General features: G+C 39.1%; 17 protein-coding genes. 14 read left to right on the top strand and 3 right to left on the bottom strand.

The window, feature by feature from the left end:
* Nucleotides 1–44: 44 nt before the first annotated feature.
* The gene (locus tag H5092_RS06800) at nucleotides 45–1166 is read right to left on the bottom strand and encodes an S-(hydroxymethyl)glutathione dehydrogenase/class III alcohol dehydrogenase (RefSeq protein ID WP_002960732.1); all 1122 of its coding nucleotides are present in this window, start codon (nucleotides 1164–1166) and stop codon (nucleotides 45–47) included.
* 134 nt (nucleotides 1167–1300) lie between these two features.
* Here H5092_RS06800 and H5092_RS06795 point away from each other — a divergent pair, with 134 nt between their 5' ends.
* From H5092_RS06795 to hflX, 6 genes are all read left to right on the top strand, one after another.
* A complete protein-coding gene (locus H5092_RS06795) occupies nucleotides 1301–2173 on the top strand; it encodes a LysR family transcriptional regulator (protein WP_182694990.1) in 873 nt (290 codons plus the stop codon).
* Between the two features lie 147 nt (nucleotides 2174–2320).
* Nucleotides 2321–3538 carry a lipoprotein-releasing ABC transporter permease subunit gene (locus tag H5092_RS06790; protein WP_024595632.1) on the top strand — a complete coding sequence of 406 codons (1218 nt, stop codon included), beginning with the start codon at nucleotides 2321–2323 and terminating at the stop codon, nucleotides 3536–3538.
* Nucleotides 3531–4229 (top strand): lipoprotein-releasing ABC transporter ATP-binding protein LolD, encoded by a 699-nt coding sequence (gene lolD / locus H5092_RS06785; RefSeq protein ID WP_007375330.1) that lies wholly within the window; start codon nucleotides 3531–3533, stop codon nucleotides 4227–4229. Before H5092_RS06790 ends, lolD begins: the two co-directional genes overlap by 8 nt.
* The gene (locus tag H5092_RS06780; RefSeq protein WP_182733176.1) at nucleotides 4219–5463 is read left to right on the top strand and encodes a lipoprotein-releasing ABC transporter permease subunit; all 1245 of its coding nucleotides are present in this window, start codon (nucleotides 4219–4221) and stop codon (nucleotides 5461–5463) included. The genes lolD and H5092_RS06780 overlap by 11 nt, the downstream gene beginning before the upstream one ends.
* Nucleotides 5464–5580: 117 nt before the next feature.
* Nucleotides 5581–6051 carry a DUF1456 family protein gene (locus H5092_RS06775; RefSeq protein WP_182694991.1) on the top strand — a complete coding sequence of 157 codons (471 nt, stop codon included), beginning with the start codon at nucleotides 5581–5583 and terminating at the stop codon, nucleotides 6049–6051.
* Between the two features lie 327 nt (nucleotides 6052–6378).
* On the top strand, nucleotides 6379–7728 hold the full coding sequence (gene hflX / locus H5092_RS06770; protein ID WP_024595635.1) for a GTPase HflX: 1350 nt from the start codon (nucleotides 6379–6381) through the stop codon (nucleotides 7726–7728).
* 142 nt (nucleotides 7729–7870) lie between these two features.
* Here hflX and H5092_RS06765 read toward each other — a convergent pair whose 3' ends face one another.
* Together H5092_RS06765 and H5092_RS06760 are read right to left on the bottom strand one after the other, a co-directional pair.
* Nucleotides 7871–9604, bottom strand: coding sequence for an AMP-binding protein (locus H5092_RS06765; RefSeq protein WP_182733175.1), 1734 nt, complete (start codon nucleotides 9602–9604; stop codon nucleotides 7871–7873).
* A gap of 185 nt (nucleotides 9605–9789) precedes the next feature.
* Entirely contained in the window at nucleotides 9790–10236 is a 447-nt protein-coding gene (locus H5092_RS06760) for a DUF3010 family protein (protein ID WP_002960715.1), read from the bottom strand.
* Between the two features lie 354 nt (nucleotides 10237–10590).
* Here H5092_RS06760 and thrS point away from each other — a divergent pair, with 354 nt between their 5' ends.
* The 8 genes from thrS (at nucleotide 10591) to H5092_RS06720 (ending at nucleotide 19061) form a co-directional block, all read left to right on the top strand.
* Nucleotides 10591–12501: a threonine--tRNA ligase gene (thrS, locus tag H5092_RS06755; RefSeq protein WP_182724307.1), complete on the top strand. Its 1911-nt coding sequence runs from the start codon at nucleotides 10591–10593 to the stop codon at nucleotides 12499–12501.
* Nucleotides 12502–12560: 59 nt separating this feature from the next.
* A complete protein-coding gene (infC, locus tag H5092_RS06750; protein ID WP_002960714.1) occupies nucleotides 12561–13121 on the top strand; it encodes a translation initiation factor IF-3 in 561 nt (186 codons plus the stop codon).
* Nucleotides 13122–13332: 211 nt separating this feature from the next.
* Complete coding sequence (gene rpmI, locus H5092_RS06745) at nucleotides 13333–13533, top strand: 50S ribosomal protein L35 (RefSeq protein ID WP_002960713.1); 201 nt, start codon at nucleotides 13333–13335, stop codon at nucleotides 13531–13533.
* 15 nt (nucleotides 13534–13548) lie between these two features.
* Nucleotides 13549–13908 carry a 50S ribosomal protein L20 gene (gene rplT / locus H5092_RS06740; protein WP_002960711.1) on the top strand — a complete coding sequence of 120 codons (360 nt, stop codon included), beginning with the start codon at nucleotides 13549–13551 and terminating at the stop codon, nucleotides 13906–13908.
* Between the two features lie 441 nt (nucleotides 13909–14349).
* Entirely contained in the window at nucleotides 14350–16167 is a 1818-nt protein-coding gene (locus H5092_RS06735) for a M14 family metallopeptidase (RefSeq protein ID WP_182674173.1), read from the top strand.
* Between the two features lies 1 nt (nucleotide 16168).
* Nucleotides 16169–16810 carry an MBL fold metallo-hydrolase gene (locus H5092_RS06730; RefSeq protein ID WP_182724308.1) on the top strand — a complete coding sequence of 214 codons (642 nt, stop codon included), beginning with the start codon at nucleotides 16169–16171 and terminating at the stop codon, nucleotides 16808–16810.
* Nucleotides 16811–16916: 106 nt separating this feature from the next.
* Complete coding sequence (locus H5092_RS06725; protein WP_002960703.1) at nucleotides 16917–17375, top strand: Lrp/AsnC family transcriptional regulator; 459 nt, start codon at nucleotides 16917–16919, stop codon at nucleotides 17373–17375.
* Nucleotides 17376–17504: 129 nt separating this feature from the next.
* Nucleotides 17505–19061: a SulP family inorganic anion transporter gene (locus H5092_RS06720; RefSeq protein WP_024596640.1), complete on the top strand. Its 1557-nt coding sequence runs from the start codon at nucleotides 17505–17507 to the stop codon at nucleotides 19059–19061.
* The last annotated feature ends 197 nt before the right edge of the window (nucleotides 19062–19258 follow it).

The following is a 19258-nucleotide window of genomic DNA, read 5'->3' as shown; positions in this document are numbered from 1 at the left end:
AAGTATTACGGCTTATTAATAAGCTATTTTACGAATGCAGTTTATTAGTAATGAATGACTGTACGAATACTTTTGCCTTCGTGCATTAAATCAAACGCTTCGTTAATATCTTCAAGGCTCATTGTGTGAGTAATAAAGTCGCTAAGAGCAAATTCACCTGCCATGTAACGCTCAACAATTTCAGGGAGTTGTGAACGGCCTTTAACGCCACCAAATGCACTACCACGCCATACACGCCCAGTTACCAGCTGAAACGGACGGGTTGATATTTCTTGGCCTGCACCTGCCACACCAATAATGACCGACTCACCCCAACCTTTGTGGCAACACTCAAGCGCTGAGCGCATTACGTCAACATTACCGATACATTCAAACGAGTAGTCAACGCCTCCATCTGTCATTTCAACAATAACTTCTTGAATTGGCTTGTCGAAATCTTTTGGGTTAATTAAATCAGTAGCACCTAGTTTTGTAGCTAAATCGAATTTAGTGGTGTTTATATCAACACCGATAATACGACCTGCACCAGCCATTTTTGCGCCAATAATCGCAGACAAACCAATACCGCCTAAGCCAAATATAGCAACAGTGTCGCCAGGCTTTACTTTAGCTGTGTTGGTAACTGCGCCCATGCCCGTTGTTACACCACAGCCTAGTAAGCAAATCTCTTCTAGTGATGCTTCTTTATTTACTTTAGCAAGTGAGATTTCTGGCAATACAGTGTACTCAGAGAACGTTGATGTACCCATGTAGTGATAAATTGGTTGGCCATCTTTAAAAAAGCGTGTAGTGCCGTCTGGCATTAGGCCTTTACCTTGTGTTTCGCGCACGGCTGAACACAGGTTAGTTTTACCTGAAGTACACATTTTACATACGCCACATTCTGCAGTGTATAAAGGAATAACATGATCCCCCACTTCAACACTCGTTACGCCTTCGCCAACTGCATAGACAACACCAGCGCCTTCGTGACCTAAAATAGCAGGAAATATGCCTTCAGGATCTTGTCCTGATAATGTAAATGCATCAGTATGACACACACCTGTAGCGGTAATTTTTACCATAACTTCGCCTTTTTTAGGCATCATCACATCAACTTCTTCAACACTAAGTGGTTGATTAGGACCCCAAGCAATGGCAGCTTTTGATTTAATAAATTCAGACATGTGTTTTATTTCCTTTAACTGGCTATTAAAAAATAATTGTAGACCCAATTTGCTTGGGTGATGGGCTTATTGTATTTGTTTCTCAAATAATGATAATCTCAATTTTATTAAAACACTTTTACAGTATGGTAATAATGGCACGTTGGGATGGAATTGATGAGTTTATAGCGGTTGGTGAAGAGGGCAGCTTTACTGCGGCTGCAAAAATGCTTGGGCTTTCGGTTGCGCATATTAGCCGCCATGTTACGGCGCTTGAGCAACGTTTAAATACCCAGCTTTTAACTCGTACTACTCGTAAAGTGGTTTTAACTAAAGAAGGTGAAGTGTACTTACATCAAATAAAGCACTTACAACACGCTATGGACGAGGCAACTCAAGGCCTTGCTCAGCAACAAAGTACGCCTAAAGGTAAAATAAAGCTCACAGCACCAGTTATGTACGGAGAGAGCTTTATTATGCCCATAGTGCATAATTTTATGAAGGAGCATCCCGAGGTAGAAGTTGTTGCCACACTAAGTAACGAGCAAGAAAACTTATTAGAGGGCGGATTTGATTTAGCCATAAGGTTAGGGCATTTAAAAGATTCGAGCTTAAAAGCGCGTAGGTTAAGTGCGCGGCGTTTTATTATGTGCGCTGCACCGCAGTATTTAACGCGATTTGGTGAGCCGCATACTTTAGGCGAGCTAAACAGCCATGAATGTTTAATTGGGAATAGTAGCTACTGGCGCGTAAACGAAAATGGGCGCGATAAACACATTAAAATAGCAGGGCGGCTACAGTGTAATAGTGGTTGGGCGCTGGTGGATGGCGCAAAAAAGGGGCTCGGTATTGTACAACTCCCAGACTACTACATTGAAAACGAAATTAACTCAGGGCAATTGGTGCCTATTTTAACACCCTATCAACCACAGCAAGAAGGGGTATGGGGCGTATATCCACCAAGGCAGTTTGTGGCGACTAATGTACGGGTATTGCTCGATTATTTAGTTAAAGGGCTGAAAGCTTAATCGCGAATTAATGGTTAAGCATGTATTGCTGTAAATATAGCCAAGTATCAGATTTTTAAATTATTTCTTACATTTTACGCCATACCCAAAGGCACTTTTTTCGTGCTACTATTGCTCAATACTTTTACGATAAGTGTTAAAAATAATATGTTTCAACCGGTTAGCTTATTTATAGGGCTTAGATATAGTCGCTCCTCTAAAGGAAATGCGTTTATATCGTTTATTTCGTTTTTTTCTATTGCCGGTATCGCTATTGGTTTAATGGCATTATTTACGGTAAGCAGTGTAATGAACGGGTTTGAAAATAGCCTAAAAACCAATATGCTTGGACTTATTCCGCATGTTGAAGTTAGCGCAGGTAAACACACTGCCACCCAAATGGGCACCCTTAAAACCGACCTCGAACAATCTCCTTATGTTGATCATGTAAGCTTATATCGCCACGGCGAAGCTATTTTGCAAACGAATAAAGACTTGCACGGCGTTTTACTACAAGGCCTTTATAACGACAGCGGGTCTTTGTATAAAATTACCGATAAAATAGTGCAAGGCGATTGGAAAACTGTATTAAACAAAAATTACAACATTGCTATAAGCCGTTATTTGAGTCGTAAATTAGGCGTTAGCGTGGGTGATAAGCTTCGCGTTATTATGCCTAATGCTTCAACATATACACCTCTTGGGCGAGTACCCAGCCAGCGTTTATTTAAAGTGGCCGCAATATACGAAACCGGATCTGAGATAGATATGGCACTTGCGTTTACAAGTGGCGCTTCACTACAACGGGTATTAAAGCTGGATAAAAACACTGCCCCAAATTTAAGTGTTTCATTGCACGAACCTTTCGAACTAGATGAGTTTATTGAAGCAAGCCAGCGTATTTTACAAGATCATAATTATAGTGATTGGCGCAGTACCCAAGGTACTCTATTTGCAGCCGTTGCTATGGAAAAGCGCATTATGTCTATGTTGCTTGCCCTCATTGTATTGGTGGCTGTATTTAATATTGTATCGGCATTAACCATGATGGTAAGCGAAAAACAAGGTGAAGTGGCCATACTACAAACGTTAGGTTTAACGCCTTCGCAAGTGCAAAAAGTGTTTATGGTGCAAGGCTTATATAACGGCGTAATTGGTACAGCAATAGGCGCATTTTTAGGTGTAATATTTAGTTTATATATAAATGAGCTACTTGCATTAGTGGGCTTAAACTTATTGGCAGGTATAGAGCTTCCGGTAAAATTTGATATTTTGAGTTTAGTAATAATAGCGTTTGCCAGTATTGCTATGAGCTTTTTAGCTACCTTATATCCTGCGCGTAAAGCCGCAAAAGTAAAACCAGCAGAGGTATTACGTTATGAATGATTTAGTAATTAGTTGTGAAAATTTAAGTAAAGTTTATCAAGATGGCAGCAACCAAGTTGAAGTATTAAAAGGTGTTGATTTAGCGCTGCAGCAAGGTGAAATGCTCGCTATTGTAGGGAGTTCTGGCTCTGGTAAAAGTACGCTTTTACACATACTTGGCACATTAGATACCGCAAGCTCAGGTAGCGCTAAAATTAAAAACCAAGAAGTTGCAAAACTTTCGCGAACAGAGCAAGCCGCATTTAGAAACCAAAACTTGGGCTTTATCTATCAATTTCATCACTTATTAATGGAGTTTAGCGCAGTCGAAAACGTGGCTATGCCATTATTAATTAAAGGCTTGAGTGCAAAAGAAGCCAAAGCTCAAGCGCTCGATATGCTCGAAAAAGTAGGCCTTGCACATCGCAGCTCGCATAAACCGTCTGCGCTTTCTGGTGGAGAGCGCCAACGCGTGGCTATTGCCCGTGCACTGGTTACAAAACCTGCGCTTGTGCTTGCTGATGAACCAACCGGTAATTTAGATAAACAAAATGCGATTAAAATTTACGATTTAATTAATGAGCTTAACCAAAGCTTAAACACCAGTTTTGTGGTAGTTACACACGATTTAGAACTTGCCGATAAGCTGGGCAAAATAGCTTATTTAGACGATGGAAAACTAGCTATTAAAGAGTCGCAGCATGTTGCTTAGTGCATTTTTAAGTAAACGTTTTAGAGCCTATTCAGGCCACAATGATGAAAAAAACGGCTTTGTTAGTTTTATCGCTAAAGCGTCGACTATTGGTATTTTATTAGGTGTCGCGGTTTTAATTGTGGCGCTGTCGGTAATTAATGGTTTTGAGCAGCAACTAGTACATAGATTACTAAGTGTTGTGCCACAGGTTGAATATGTAGCACCAAGTAGACCCATCGCGAATTGGTCGCAAAAAATTGAGGATTTACAAACACAACCGCATGTAACAGGGGCTGCGCCATTTATTGCAGTGAATGGGATGGCGCAATATAAAAGCCAGCTAAAAGCGATAGAAATTCGAGGTGTTGAGCCATCGCTCGAGAGTAATGTATCGGCGGTAAATCAGTTTACCAGTGGTAAATTAGTCAGCCAGCTAGGCCTTGACGATGTAATTTTAGGTAAACAAATAGTAAAACAGTTAGACGCCAAAGTAGGCGATAACATTACATTACTTATTCCGCAAATTAGTCAAAAAGGTCAATCATTATTAGCGCCTAAACGCGTAACACTTAACCTTGCAGGTGTTATAGAAATGGGCGGACCGATTGATAGCACCGCTGCATTTATACATCTTAACAAAGCACAGCAAACATTGGGTTACGATGAAACCCAAGTAACAGGGCTGCGTTTAAGTGTTGATGATGTGTTTTCGGCGCATCAAATAGCGCTAAGAGTGGGCCAAACTATTGACGACTACGTGTATATTTCTAGTTGGTTTAGAACCCAAGGCAGCCTTTATCAAGATATTCAAATGGTGCGTACCATTGTTTATATTGTGGTGTTTTTAATTATAGCGGTGGCCAGTTTTAATATTGTATCGTCCTTGGTGATGGAAGTACGCGAAAAACAAGGCAATATCGCAATTTTAAAAACCATGGGCGCGAAAGACAGTACTATTTTAGCCACCTTTGTAATGCAAGGCTTAATGCAAGCATTTGTAGGCGTGGCATTAGGGACACTAATTGGCGTGGTATTAGCGCTTAATATAAGTGAGCTTTTTACGTGGATAAGCCAATTATTTGGAGCCAATCCGCTTGAGGGCGTTTATTTTATAGAGTTTTTACCAAGTAAATTAGTACTTGAAGACATTGGTATTACAGTGATTGTTACGTTTGTGCTTGCGATACTTGCCACTATTTATCCTGCATGGCAAGCAACGCGCGTAGATCCTGCCAAGGTGCTTGGTAACTAGGTATAAGAAGCTCAGATAAAAATTTATAGGGTGGTATTAGTAAACCTGTTAAACTAGGTGCTTATATAAAATTAAGCAATAACTGCTTGGTTGCTATACCTCACTTTGGGATTTACTTTGACTAATAACGATATTTTACGCCGCATTCGCTACACTTTTAACTTAACTGATACTGCTATGGTCAATGTTTTTGCATCAGCAGAGCATACGGTCACCAAAGAGCAAGTAATTGCATGGTTAACTAAAGAAGGTGAAGAGGCTTTTACCCCAATAAGTGATACTGAGTTTGCAAGCTTTTTAAATGGGTTTATTAATACCCAACGTGGCAAACGCGAAGGTGAGCAACCAGAGCCAGAGAAAAAGCTAAACAACAATATTATCTTTATGAAGCTACGTATTGCTTTAAATATGAAAGCAGAAGATGTTATAGCAACACTTGCACTTGTTGATTTTGATTTAAGTAAGCATGAGTTAAGCGCATTTTCTCGTAAAGTAGATAACAAACATTACCGTGTTTGTAACGATCAAATATTACGTTTGTTTTTAACCGGCGTACAAAAGCAGCATCGTCCAGAAGAGTCTGCTTAGTAACTGGTTTTAGCTAATTAGCTTTTAGTTAATGGGCTTGTGTAGGTGCAATGCTACATAAAGCCTATTATCAATGGTAAACCCCAACACTTAATAATTAAATACATTTATAACAACACCAAGTTACTTATTGGTTTACTTGCGTGTAAAAATTATATTGCCCCCGCACAAATAGTTCACAGATTAACGCTAATTTTGGCAAAATAAAGATAATAATTGCATTCGTAAGCTATAACGCTGTAAAGCTCGGTCATAACAGCGTAGGATCAAGTTACTTTCGAATGAAAATTAGGTTTGCACTTTAGGTGCATTAACATATAAAAAATTATGCAACTAACTGCAAAACCATCACTTCCTAATGCGTTACTTATTTCTATTAGTACACCACAATTTAAAGGCGACGAAGCAACAGAATCGCTTGCAGAGCTTGCTCGTTTGGTAACTACATTAGGCTTTAAAGTAGTAGGTACACAATCGCAAAAGCAAAGTTCTACCCAAAAAGTTAATGTACTGGGCTCAGGAAAACTAGCTGAAATAGCACACCTTACCGGCAATAAAGGGATGGTTGAAAACGAGCAAGAAGATGATTTACTTGATGAAGACCCTTTAACCGAAATATCCTCAGAAATTCCATCAAACGATTTAGAGTTTGCATGTGCCGATGTAGTGGTATTTGACTGCGATTTAACGCCTTCTCAACTGCGTAATGTTGAGAACCAATTAGGTGTAGAAGTATTTGATCGCACTGGTATTATCATTGAAATATTTAGCCGTCATGCGCGTACTAAAACTGCAAAATTACAAGTTGAAATTGCTCGCCTTAATTATGTCGCGCCACGGCTTCGTGAAACATCAACAGGTGATAAAGAACGCCAAATGGGTAAAGGTGCGGGTGAAACCACACTTGAGCTAAATCGCCGTAAGGTGCGCGATCAGTTAGCAGAATTAAAGCGCGAACTTGTTAGTGTTCAAGATGTAATGATGGACAGACGTACGCAGCGCTCTGAGCTATTCTCAGTGGCTTTAATTGGTTATACCAATGCGGGCAAGTCATCAATGATGCGCGCAATTACAGGTAGTGATGTAGAAGGCGAAAACAAACTTTTTGCAACGCTAGATACCACTGTTCGCGCGCTGTATCCGATTACCCAGCCTCGTATATTGGTTTCAGATACGGTTGGTTTTATTAAAAAATTACCTCATGATTTGGTTGCTTCATTTCATTCAACGCTCGCTGAGGCACATGATGCGTCGTTACTGTTATATGTTGTAGATGCTTCAGATCCTTCTTTTCGCTCACAACTTGAAGTAGTACATAAAGTACTGGCAGAAGTTGGGGTAGAAGGTAGCAAAAAATTATTAGTACTGAATAAGTCAGACCAATTAAGTACTGATCAACAGCAGTCGCTAATGGATGAGTTTCCTGATGCGATGATGACCTCTACACGTAATCCAGATGATATTAGTAAACTGCACAAATACATTATTGGTATTGCTCAAGAGGACATGATTGAAGAAGAGATTGTTATACCGTACACAGCTAAAGGTATTGTGGGCGAAATCCGATCGAGTATGAGTGTTGTTAAAGAAGAATATGAATACAGCCATATTAAATTAACAGTGCGCTCGAGTGCGATTGATTTAGAACGTTTAAAAAAGAGAATGTTGAATTTATAATAAATTCAGTACATAAAAAGCACAGCCAATTGGCTGTGCTTTTTAGTATTAGTCCTAACATACGTAAATTTAGCGCTGCTAGCTCTGAACATAGCTCTGAGATAAATTCCCTACCCAGAGCCTCAGTTACTTAAAGACGAAACTAGGAAAAAGCGTTGTCGCTTAGCTCTTCTTGCATTTGCTCGCGCATTTTAAATTTTTGCAGTTTACCTGTTACTGTCATTGGGTAGTTTTCTACGAAACGGATATGTCGTGGCATTTTAAAGTAGGCTAGTTTGTCTTTTAAAAAGTCACGAATTGCTTGCTCATCAAGTACAGCATCTTCTTTTGGTTGGATCCAAGCGCACACTTCCTCGCCATACTTTTCATCGGTTATACCAAATATGGCAGCATCTTGAATGCCCGGGTAGGTGTAAAGTACTTCCTCTATTTCTCGAGGGTAAATGTTTTCGCCTCCGCGAATAATCATATCTTTTATACGCCCAACAATCGTAACAAACCCTTCTGTATCCATGACACCTAAATCGCCAGAGTGCAGCCAACCTTCGTCATCTATTGTGGCTTTTGTTTTAGCTTCGTCATTCCAATAGCAGCGCATTATGCCTGCACCTTTACTACACACTTCGCCAGGTTGACCAATTTTTTGAATGTTACCCAGCTCGTCAATTATTTTAACCTCGGTATGGGCAAGTGCGCGGCCAACCGTTGTTACTTGCCGCTCTATTGAAGAGTCTGTTTCGGTAATGTTGTTTATGGGGCTGCACTCCGTTTGCCCGTAAGCAATCAGTATTTGATGCATGTTCATTTGTGTTTGTACTTTGCGCATTACTTGCTCTGGGCATGTAAAGCCTGCCATTACACCCGTGCGTAAAGTACTTAGGTCATAATCGTTAAAGTTACTCAGCTCAAGCTCACTAATAAACATAGTAGGTACACCGTGCAGCGCTGTACATCCTTCTTGTTGAACTACATCAAGCGTGGTTTTTGCATCGAACGAATCACTAGGGTAAATGGCTGCTGCACCTTTACTAACACACAATAAGCTACCCAATACCATTGCAAAGCAATGATATAACGGGATAGGGATACATAACTTGTCATCGCTCGTAAAGTGCATAGATTCGGCGACGAATAGCGCATTATTTAAAATATTTTTATGAGTGAGCGTTGCGCCTTTTGGGTTGCCTGTTGTACCTGATGTAAATTGTATATTGATGTCTTGATCAGCATTTAAGTTTTCACCTATTGCTTTTAATTCAAGCTCATGAGCTGCTGTTGGCAAGTTAATAACATCATTAAAAGAGTGCATACCAGGAGATGCTTCATCGCCAATGCGGATTATATTTTTAAGAGTGGGTAGTGCTTTTAAATTAAGTGTGTACTTATCGCAAGTTGCAAGTTCTGGCGCTAAACCATTAAGCATTTCTAAGTAATCACTGCCTTTAAAATTTGATGCTGTGATTAGAGTTGAGCATTCAACACTATTTAAAGCATATTGTAATTCGTTAGGACGATATGCCGGGTTGATGCACACCATTATTGCGCCAATTTTTGCCGTTGCAAATTGGGTTAAGCACCACTCAATATTATTAGGAGACCAAATACCAACGCGCTCACCTGGTTTTACGCCAAGGGCAAGTAACCCCTTCGCAAGCTGATTAACTTCTTTTTGAAATTCTTTATACGTTAATCTAATACCTTGGTGATGAACTACAACAGCTAACGCCTCTGGCCTTTTGTCGACAATAAAGTCAAAGTACTCGCCTATAGTTGAATTTGTTAAAGGTGTGCTTTGTATACCTTTAAAGTAGCTTTGGGATAACGGCAAGTGATTTGTTTGCTCTACTTCTTTTGCCGGGGTAGTGTGTGTGTGCATTGCTCTCTCCGTGAAAATGTGTGTGAGTTATGTAAACTACAAAGTTAAAATAAACACATATTGTCGACAAAGAGAAGTGCAGTTAGACTAATGTATTATTAGATTAATAAAAGCTAATACTACTTTTTAGACACAAAAAAACGCGTCTTACAATGTAAGTACGCGTTTTTAAACGAGTAATGAGTTTACATTTCGTCGCTGCGGTATGTTTTTTTCATGATATAAACGTAAGCGTTTACAAAAGCATTTTCTTGGTACTTTTTAAGGCCTGTTTCTTCAAAATCAATAGGGATGGGGTTGCGTTTTAACTGCTCTTTAACTTCAGTTGTAGTAAATAAACGTACATCTAAGTTGTCAATTAATTGAATTGCAGTTTCCATTTTAAAGCCTTTTGCACTGCCAGCAAATTTACCTTTAGGCTGACGCTCACGAATTGCAACAGAATCAATTTGGTAATCTTGCATTAGTTTTGCAAAATCGAATTGAAATTTACGCATTACTTCAGTGTCGTTACCGTTACCTAAGGTAAAGCGTGTTTGGCGCACATCGCGAATATCAAATACGTCATTATCTTTACTTAAAATACAAAGTAGTACATCACTACCGGTAATTTCTACACCACATGTTCTCATGTCTATTCTCTAAAATAACTTAATTACGCAGTATTATACGCAACGCACATTAAAATGCGAGTGTGGGTATAGCTGTAGGCGCGTAATTAATGCATTGATGCTTTTATATTTTAATAAAATGATTTTTTTGCTTTAAAAGCTACATTTTGTGGATAAAACGGGTCGATTTCACCCCTTTAAACTTGTAATTAAATGCGCGGCACGCGACAATATATCTTTGTAGTTGAATAGACTCCTCATCTACATATATTAGTCAATGCTTATTCGTAAAAGCGTTGTCGAGTCATTCTCATTTAATTTATTAAAAATACACGTGATACATTGTAGGTGTCACCACTGTAGCAAGGATTTATAATGCCAGTTATTACTCTTCCAGACGGAAGTCAACGTAGTTTTGAAAACCCTGTAAGCACGCTTGATGTTGCAAACGACATTGGTCCTGGTTTAGCTAAAGCGACCATTGCGGGCCGTGTAAATGGCGACCGTGTTGATGCATGTGATTTAATTAGTGATGACTCTCGTCTTGAGATCATTACCGCTAAAGACGATGACGGCCTTGAAATCATTCGTCACTCTTGTGCTCACTTAATCGGTCATGCAGTCAAGCAACTTTTCCCAGACGCAAAAATGGCAATTGGTCCTACCATTGATAACGGTTTTTACTACGATATCGATATGGAACACTCACTATCACAAGATGATCTTGAAGCAATTGAAAAGCGTATGCTGCAACTTGCAAAAACCAACTACGACGTAGTGAAAAAAACAGTAAGCTGGCAAGAAGCACGCGATACATTTGAAGCGCGTGGCGAAACATACAAAATAGAAATTTTGGACGAAAACATCGCTAAAGATGACCGTCCTGGGTTATATCATCACGAAGAATATGTAGACATGTGTCGTGGACCTCACGTTCCTAACATGAAATTTTGCCAAAACTTTAAAATAATGAAAGTGGCGGGTGCATATTGGCGTGGTGATTCAGAAAACAAAATGCTACAACGCATTTACGGCACCGCGTGGGGCGATAAAAAGCAACTTAAAGCGTATTTAAAGCGCCTTGAAGAAGCTGAAAAACGCGATCACCGTCGTATTGGTAAAGCGCTTGATTTATGGCATTGGCAAGAAGAAGCGCCAGGCATGGTATTTTGGCACAACGATGGTTGGAGCATTTACCGCGAGCTTGAAGAATTTGTACGTGAAAAATTACGCGAATATGAGTACGAAGAAGTAAAAGGTCCAATGATGATGGACCGTTCACTTTGGGAAAAATCAGGTCACTGGGAAAAATATTCAGAAGCAATGTTTACCACTGAGTCTGAAAAACGTGAATACGCAATTAAACCAATGAACTGCCCTGGTCACGTGCAAATCTTTAACCAAGGTTTAAAATCGTACCGTGATTTACCACTTCGTATGGCTGAATTTGGTTGTTGTCACCGTAATGAACCATCAGGTGCACTACACGGTTTAATGCGTGTACGTGGCTTTACACAAGATGACGCTCACATTTTCTGTACTGAAGAGCAGATAATGGACGAAGTTTCAGCGTGTATTAAGATGGTTTATGATACATATGAAACATTTGGTTTTGAGAAAATTGTTGTTAAGCTATCTACTCGCCCAGAACAACGCATTGGTGAAGACCATATGTGGGATAAAGCAGAACTTGCTTTAGCCGAAGCTCTTAAGCTAAATGACATAGAATTTGATTACCTACCAGGTGAAGGTGCTTTTTACGGTCCTAAGATTGAATTTACTTTGTACGATTGTTTAGACAGAGCGTGGCAGTGTGGTACAGTGCAATTAGACTTTGCATTACCGGGTCGTTTAGGTGCTACTTATGTAGCAGAAAATAACGAGCGTCGTACACCTGTAATGATACATCGTGCTATTTTAGGTTCTATTGAACGCTTTATTGGCATTTTAACTGAAGAGTACGCTGGTTTATTCCCGACGTGGCTTGCACCAAAGCAAGTGGTAATTATGAATATTACCGATAAACAGGCTCCTTATGTTAAAGAAGTTGTACAAAAATTAAATAAACTTGGAATTAGAGCCGCTGCTGACTTGAGAAATGAGAAGATTGGCTTTAAAATCCGTGAGCATACACTGAAGCGTATTCCATATTTACTTGTTGTTGGCGATAAAGAAGTTGAACAGCAAGAAGTAGCAGTGCGTACTCGCACAGGTGAAGACCTTGGCAAATTTAATGTTGATGATTTTGTAGCTAAAATTAGTGAAGAAATTAAAAATCGACAGTAAAAATCGAGCGTGTAAGGCATTAACAAACAGCCATTTACACGCTTATATTATTGATATTCTTGGAGGAACGTACTATTAGAGGCGGCAAGAAAGGGCAACAAACAGCTCAAAAAAATCGTATTAACGAAGAAATTACAGCGCAAGAAGTTCGTTTAATTGACATTGAAGGCGAACAAGCTGGAATTCAGTCATTACAAGACGCGCAAACTATGGCCGATGCAGCGGGTGTTGATCTTGTTGAGATCAGTCCAAACGCTGAGCCGCCTGTTTGTAGAATCATGGACTACGGTAAGTTCATCTTTGAAAAAAGCAAAGAACTAAAAGAGCAGAAGAAGAAGCAAAAGCAAATCCAGATAAAAGAAATCAAATTCCGTCCTGGTACGGATGAAGGTGATTATCAGGTTAAGCTTCGCAACTTACGTAAGTTCTTAGAAGCTGGTGATAAAGCTAAGATTACTATCCGCTTCCGTGGTCGTGAAATGGCTCACCAAGAAATTGGTATAGAATTATTAAACCGTATCAAAGCCGATTTAGAAGAGCTTGCAGTAGTTGAGTCCTTCCCAAATCGTGTTGAAGGCCGCCAAATGGTTATGATGATGGCGCCTGTTGCTAAAAAATAATTTTTAAGCGATAATACGCACCGAAATTAGCTCAGGTCTGCAAGCAATATGCGAATATTCACCTGAGTTAACCGGTCTTAAAGCAAGATTGCGGCATTTATGTTGGGTCTTCACCGGAACATGGCAGTAAGTTAGGCCTAAAAGTGGAGCTATAGAATTATATCTCACGCCTGCTTACTAATTTAAAAGCAATACAATTGGAGTTATTGCAATGGCTTATAAGCTAAAAAGTCACAGTGGCGCTGCTAAGCGTTTCAAAAAGACTGCTTCTGGCGGTTTCAAGCGTAAACAAGCGCATCTTCGTCATATTCTGACTAAGAAAACTTCTAAGCGTAAGTTACACCTACGTCCTAAGATGATGGTTCATAAAAATGACCATGGTCTAGTTTCACGTATGTTACCGTTCGCTTAATAGGGGTTTTTAGAAATGGCAAGAGTTAAACGCGGCGTTGTCGCACGTGCACGTCACAAAAAAGTTTTAAAACAAGCAAAAGGTTACTACGGAGCACGTTCACGTGTTTACCGCGTAGCTTTCCAGGCTGTTACTAAAGCGGGTCAATACGCTTACCGTGACCGTCGTGCGAAGAAACGTACTTTCCGTCAATTATGGATTGCACGTATCAATGCTGCTTCACGTCAAAATGGTCTGTCTTACAGCCGTTTTATCAATGGTCTTAAAAAGACTTCTGTAGAAATCGATCGTAAGATCCTTGCAGATATCGCTGTTTACGACCAAGTTGCATTCGCAGCGCTTGTAGAAAAAGCAAAAGAAGGCCTAGCCGCTTAAGCTTTTTTATATAAGTATTAAAAAGGAGCCTATGGCTCCTTTTTTTGTGCCTGTAATTTAGTAACTTAACCCAATGAGTAATACTAATTCGCTTAATTAAATGATCTATTTTGAGGGCGGAAAAACGTGTTGATAGCTAGGCAAAAAATTCGCTATTTAGTTGTTCTCAGCAATTGCTCCCGCATTGCTCTACCTTCTGCATCCATGCAGTCATAAATGAGAGTTTTTTAACGCAGGTAGCGACATGTTTAGCCCCGCAAAATGATTAAGTATTATTGCACATTGGTATAATACTTAATAAGGTTATAAAGCCTAAAAACACAGGTGTGAATGAGTGAAATGTATTTGGCTGCATTTTTTTGTTGAATCACCGCAGTTTCCTCATTATAAAAAATTTAGTTGATATAATTTATATAATTAAGGCGTTTGTTAGAGAATTTTATGTTTGCAAGTTTACTCATTTTATCTGCAAGTGTGGCGTATGACGCACACTTACCTCCACTCATTGAGTGGCAGGGGAAAAGCGTAGAGCTTTTACAAAAACAAGGGCCGTTAACTACTGACTTTGAGTTATCTGCAGGTGAAGCGTCGCCCGATTATGCAAATACAATGGCATTTGTAGATAGGTTAGTTGCTGCAAACCCTACTCAGTTTCAATCTCAAACCATTGGCTATAGTAATAGTAAGCGTGCAATAAAAATGCTAATTGCCAGTGAGCAAGGTTTTTTTGAAGCAAGGCAAATGGCTAATAGCACTAAGCCAACTATTTTTATCCAGGCAGGAATACATTCTGGTGAAATAGACGGTAAAGATGCCATGTTTATGTTACTCAGAGATATAGCGACGGGTAAGCGCCGTGACATTTTAAAAAAGGTAAACATATTATTTATTCCTATTTTAAATGTAGATGGCCACGAACGTAGCAGTGCATTCAATCGCATTAATCAACGGGGCCCTGCAAAAATGGGCTTTAGAACAAATGCTAATAACCTTAATTTAAATCGTGATTTTACTAAATTAGATACCCCAGAAGTTAGAAGTGTTTTAAAGGTTATTAACGACTACAACCCAAATTTATACATTGATGTACACGTTACCGACGGCGCAGATTACCAATACGATGTGACTTATGGTTACAATCCGGTATTTTCGAGCGAATCGCCTGCGGTATCAGATACATTAAACCAGTTTTTTAAACCTCTCATTGACGATACGCTAGCGAAGCAAGGACACATCCCAGGACCACTTGTTTTTGTTATGGACAAGCGCGACTTTAAAAAAGGGTTAGCGGGCTGGGTTGCTACGCCACGTTTTTCAAATGGTTGGGGGGATTTAAAGTCATTGCCGACTATTTTAGTCGAAAATCATTCATTGAAGCCTTACAAGCAACGTGTATTGGGAACTTATGTATTTTTAGATGGTGCTATTACTGCGCTATCAAAGCACAGTCATGAATTAGCTAATGCAGTAAAAAAAGAACAAGAATTTGTTCCTAAACAGTTAATAGTAAAGCGTGGCTATGCCAAGCAAGCTGATACGATTGCGCAGTTTAAAGGTATTGAATATTCATCAAGCATGAATTCACTTTCGGGTCAAAATGAAGTGAAGTATTTGGGTAAAGCACATACATATACTGACTTACCTATTTATTGGCAAAAAGATGTACAACATACAGTTGAAGTACCTAAAGCTTTTTTTATTCCGCCTGTATATAGCAACATTATTGAGAAACTAAAGTTACATGGTGTCTCTATTAATAAACTTGAAGGGGCAAACACACAGCCTTTGAAAGTTGCAAAGGTGGCTGACTACACGTTTGATAAAGCACCATTTGAAGGGCGTTTTAGAGTATCAGCAACTTTTGATTACGTCCCTGCTATAAATGTAGATTTAGATGGTTGGTATCAAGTCAATACTCAACAAAAAGCAGGTGAGCTTGCTGTGCATTTATTGCACCCAGAAGCTCCTGATTCATTTTTTGCGTGGGGTGAGTTTAATACTATTTTTCAGCGTACCGAGTACATGGAAAACTATGCGCTAATTCCGTATGCACGCCAAATGCTAAAAGATAACCCAAAGCTTGCGCTTAAGTTTGATGAAAAACTTAAAGATAAATCATTCGCGAGTGACGCAGAAGCTCGATTAAACTGGTTATATGAACAAAGTCCATTTTATGATCAAGCGTACTTAAAGTATCCAATACTTATGTCATTCGAAGAAGAAGTTGTTATTCCAGATCAAAAAAGTAAAGAAATTTAATATGGAAATCATAACTATACCTGTCACTGCCTTTGCACAAAACAGCCGTATTATTTGGTGTAGCGAAACTAAACACGCTGTGGTTATCGACCCAGGTGGCGACACTGATAAAATAATAATGGTCCTTAATGAGCATAAACTAGCATTAAGTGCTATTTGGTTAACGCACGGGCATTTAGATCATGTGGGTGGGGCTGATATTTTACGAAATCAATTTAACGTACAAATTATTGGTCCACAAAAAGATGAGTACTTTTGGTTTGAAAACTTACCTATGCAAGCACAGATGTTTGGATTTAAACCCATTGAACCGTTTTATCCGGATATTTGGCTAAACCATAATGACACCGTGAGCGTAGGTAAACTTAGCTTTTTAGTGAAACATTGCCCGGGGCATACACCCGGTCATATAGTGTTTTACCAACCAGACTATGAGTGCGTTATTGTCGGTGACGTTATTTTTAAAGGCTCAGTAGGGCGCACTGACTTTCCTAAGGGGAACAGTGAACAACTTATAGAGTCGATTAAGACGCATATTTTAACCTTACCTGATAATACTAAAATATTGGCAGGACATGGTAGCGACACTACGGTGGGGTTTGAAAAGAAAACAAATCCTTTTGTAAGTGGTAAGTTTGGTTAAGTTGCTTATTTTAAGTTTACAAACTGCATAAACATTAAAAATAAGCAGACTGAGTTTTAAAATGGTTGTATAATTTAACCAGTTTATTTGATAAATAAGAAATAAAATGTCTCTAAATCACGTAGATCGCCAAATATTGGCACTTTTACAACAAGATGCTAGTTTATCAACCGCAGAAATTGCAGATAAAGTAGGCTTGTCTCAATCTCCATGCTGGCGTCGAATCGCTAAGCTAGAGCAAGATGGTTATATAAAAAGCAAAGTGGCTCTTTTAGATGAGAAAAAACTTGGCTTTGATATGCTTGTATATGCACATGTGCGTTTATCAAATCACGGTAAAAAGAATCTTGCTGAGTTTGAAAAGCTGATCATGAGCTACGACGAGGTAACAGAGTGTTACACTATGGCTGGTACCATGGACTTTATGCTACGCATAATTTCACAAGGCATAGAAGGGTATGAGCATTTTGTGCGCGATAATTTACTAAGCTTAGAATACGTCCAAGAAGTACATTCTAATGTAACAATGACATGTGTAAAACGCAGTACTTCCCTTCCTTTGTAAAAGCACTTCTTTTAAAAGCTAAACCATTTTTAGTTTAGCTTAACCACATAATGATAATTGTTAACTGAGCGCTAATTTGGTAGAATTTAGCGCTTTTTTTGATACCCATTACACCATTTGAGGACCTCAATGTTTAACTTACTCAGTAGGGCGCCTAGCTCTGCTAAAAACGATATTCTATCTGGATTAACTGTGGCGTTAGCCTTAGTCCCAGAAGCAGTTGCGTTTGCCTTTGTTGCAAATGTAGAACCTTTGGTTGGTCTATATGCCGCGTTTATCGTTGGTTTAATTACGGCTATTTTTGGTGGTCGCCCTGGTATGATTTCAGGTGCAACCGGTGCACTAGCTGTTGTTATGGTAAGTTTAGTGCTTGATCACGGTGTTGAGTATCTATTTGCAACTGTGTTGCTGATGGGAATACTGCAAATTCTCGCGGGTGTATTTAAGCTCGGTAAGTTTATCCGTATGGTTCCTCATCCGGTAATGCTTGGTTTTGTAAACGGGTTAGCAATTGTTATATTTTTAGCTCAGCTAGGGCAGTTTAAAGTGCCAGATGGTATGGGCGGACAAGAATGGATGACAGGTAATCCATTATTTATCATGCTTGGCTTAGTTGCATTAACCATGGCAATAATCCACTTTTTGCCAAAATTGACTACAGCAGTGCCTTCATCTCTAGTTGCTATTGTAACTGTAACTGGATTAGTGATTGGATTTGATTTAGAAGCGCATACAGTATTAGATTTCTTAAAAGGAATGACTGGAGACGAAGCTGCAACAATCGCTGGCGGCTTGCCTGAATTTCATATTCCTATGGTGCCGTTTACTTTCGAAACGCTACAAATTATTTTTCCTTATGCACTTATTTTAGCGGCTATTGGTTTAATTGAATCATTATTAACGCTTAGCTTAATTGATGAGATTACAGAAACCCGTGGTCATAGTAATAAAGAATGTATTGGTCAAGGTGCTGCAAATATTACCTGCGGTATGTTTGGTGCAATGGGTGGTTGTGCAATGATTGGTCAATCAATGATCAATATAAATTCAGGTGGTCGCTCTCGTTTATCAGGTATAAGCGCTGCACTTATGCTACTTGGTTTTATTATTTTTGCCTCTAGCTTAATTGAAATGATCCCATTAGCTGCACTTGTTGGTGTTATGTTTATGGTAGTACTTGGTACATTTGAATGGGCAAGCTTTAAAATGATGAAGCGCGTACCATTATCTGATGCATTTGTAATTGTTCTTGTGTCGGGCGTGACGGTTATTACTGATTTAGCGATTGCTGTATGTGTGGGTGTTATTGTATCGGCTCTAGTATTTGCTTGGCAGCATGCGAAGCAGATATATACAACTAACTACATTGATCAGGAAGGCGCTAAGGTGTACGAACTACATGGTCCGTTATTCTTTGGCTCTGTTAAAAACTTTTCTGAGTTATTCGATGTGAAAAATGATCCTAAAAATGTGATTGTTGAATTTAAACACAGCCGCGTATCTGACCACAGTGCAATAGAAGCAATTGATACACTTGCTGACAAATACACAAAAGCAGGTAAACAACTTCATTTACGTCACTTAAGTAAAGACTGTACGCAGTTGCTTCATAAAGCACGAGATTTAGTTGAAGTGAATGTGATTGAAGATCCAACCTACAAAGTAGCATCAGATAAACTAGCTTAATTTACACAAGGCTATTGATATTTAAAAAGCGGAAGGCGGATAACCTTTCGCTTTTTTAGTGTCTCGACTATTTGTTTGCGGTAAGACTCTTAAAAAGCAAGGCAAGCTGTAGTGCTATGCAAACTCATAAATCTATATAATAAGACTACCTAATTTTGTGAAAATTAGCCCTACATAGGTAAAAATAATAAAAATAA

Origin of the sequence: Pseudoalteromonas sp. SR41-7 (assembly GCF_014163935.1) — a bacterium.
Taxonomy (GTDB): domain Bacteria; phylum Pseudomonadota; class Gammaproteobacteria; order Enterobacterales; family Alteromonadaceae; genus Pseudoalteromonas; species Pseudoalteromonas distincta.
The sequence above is the reverse complement of the archived record's forward strand: the minus strand, read 5'-3'. Positions and strand labels throughout refer to the sequence as shown.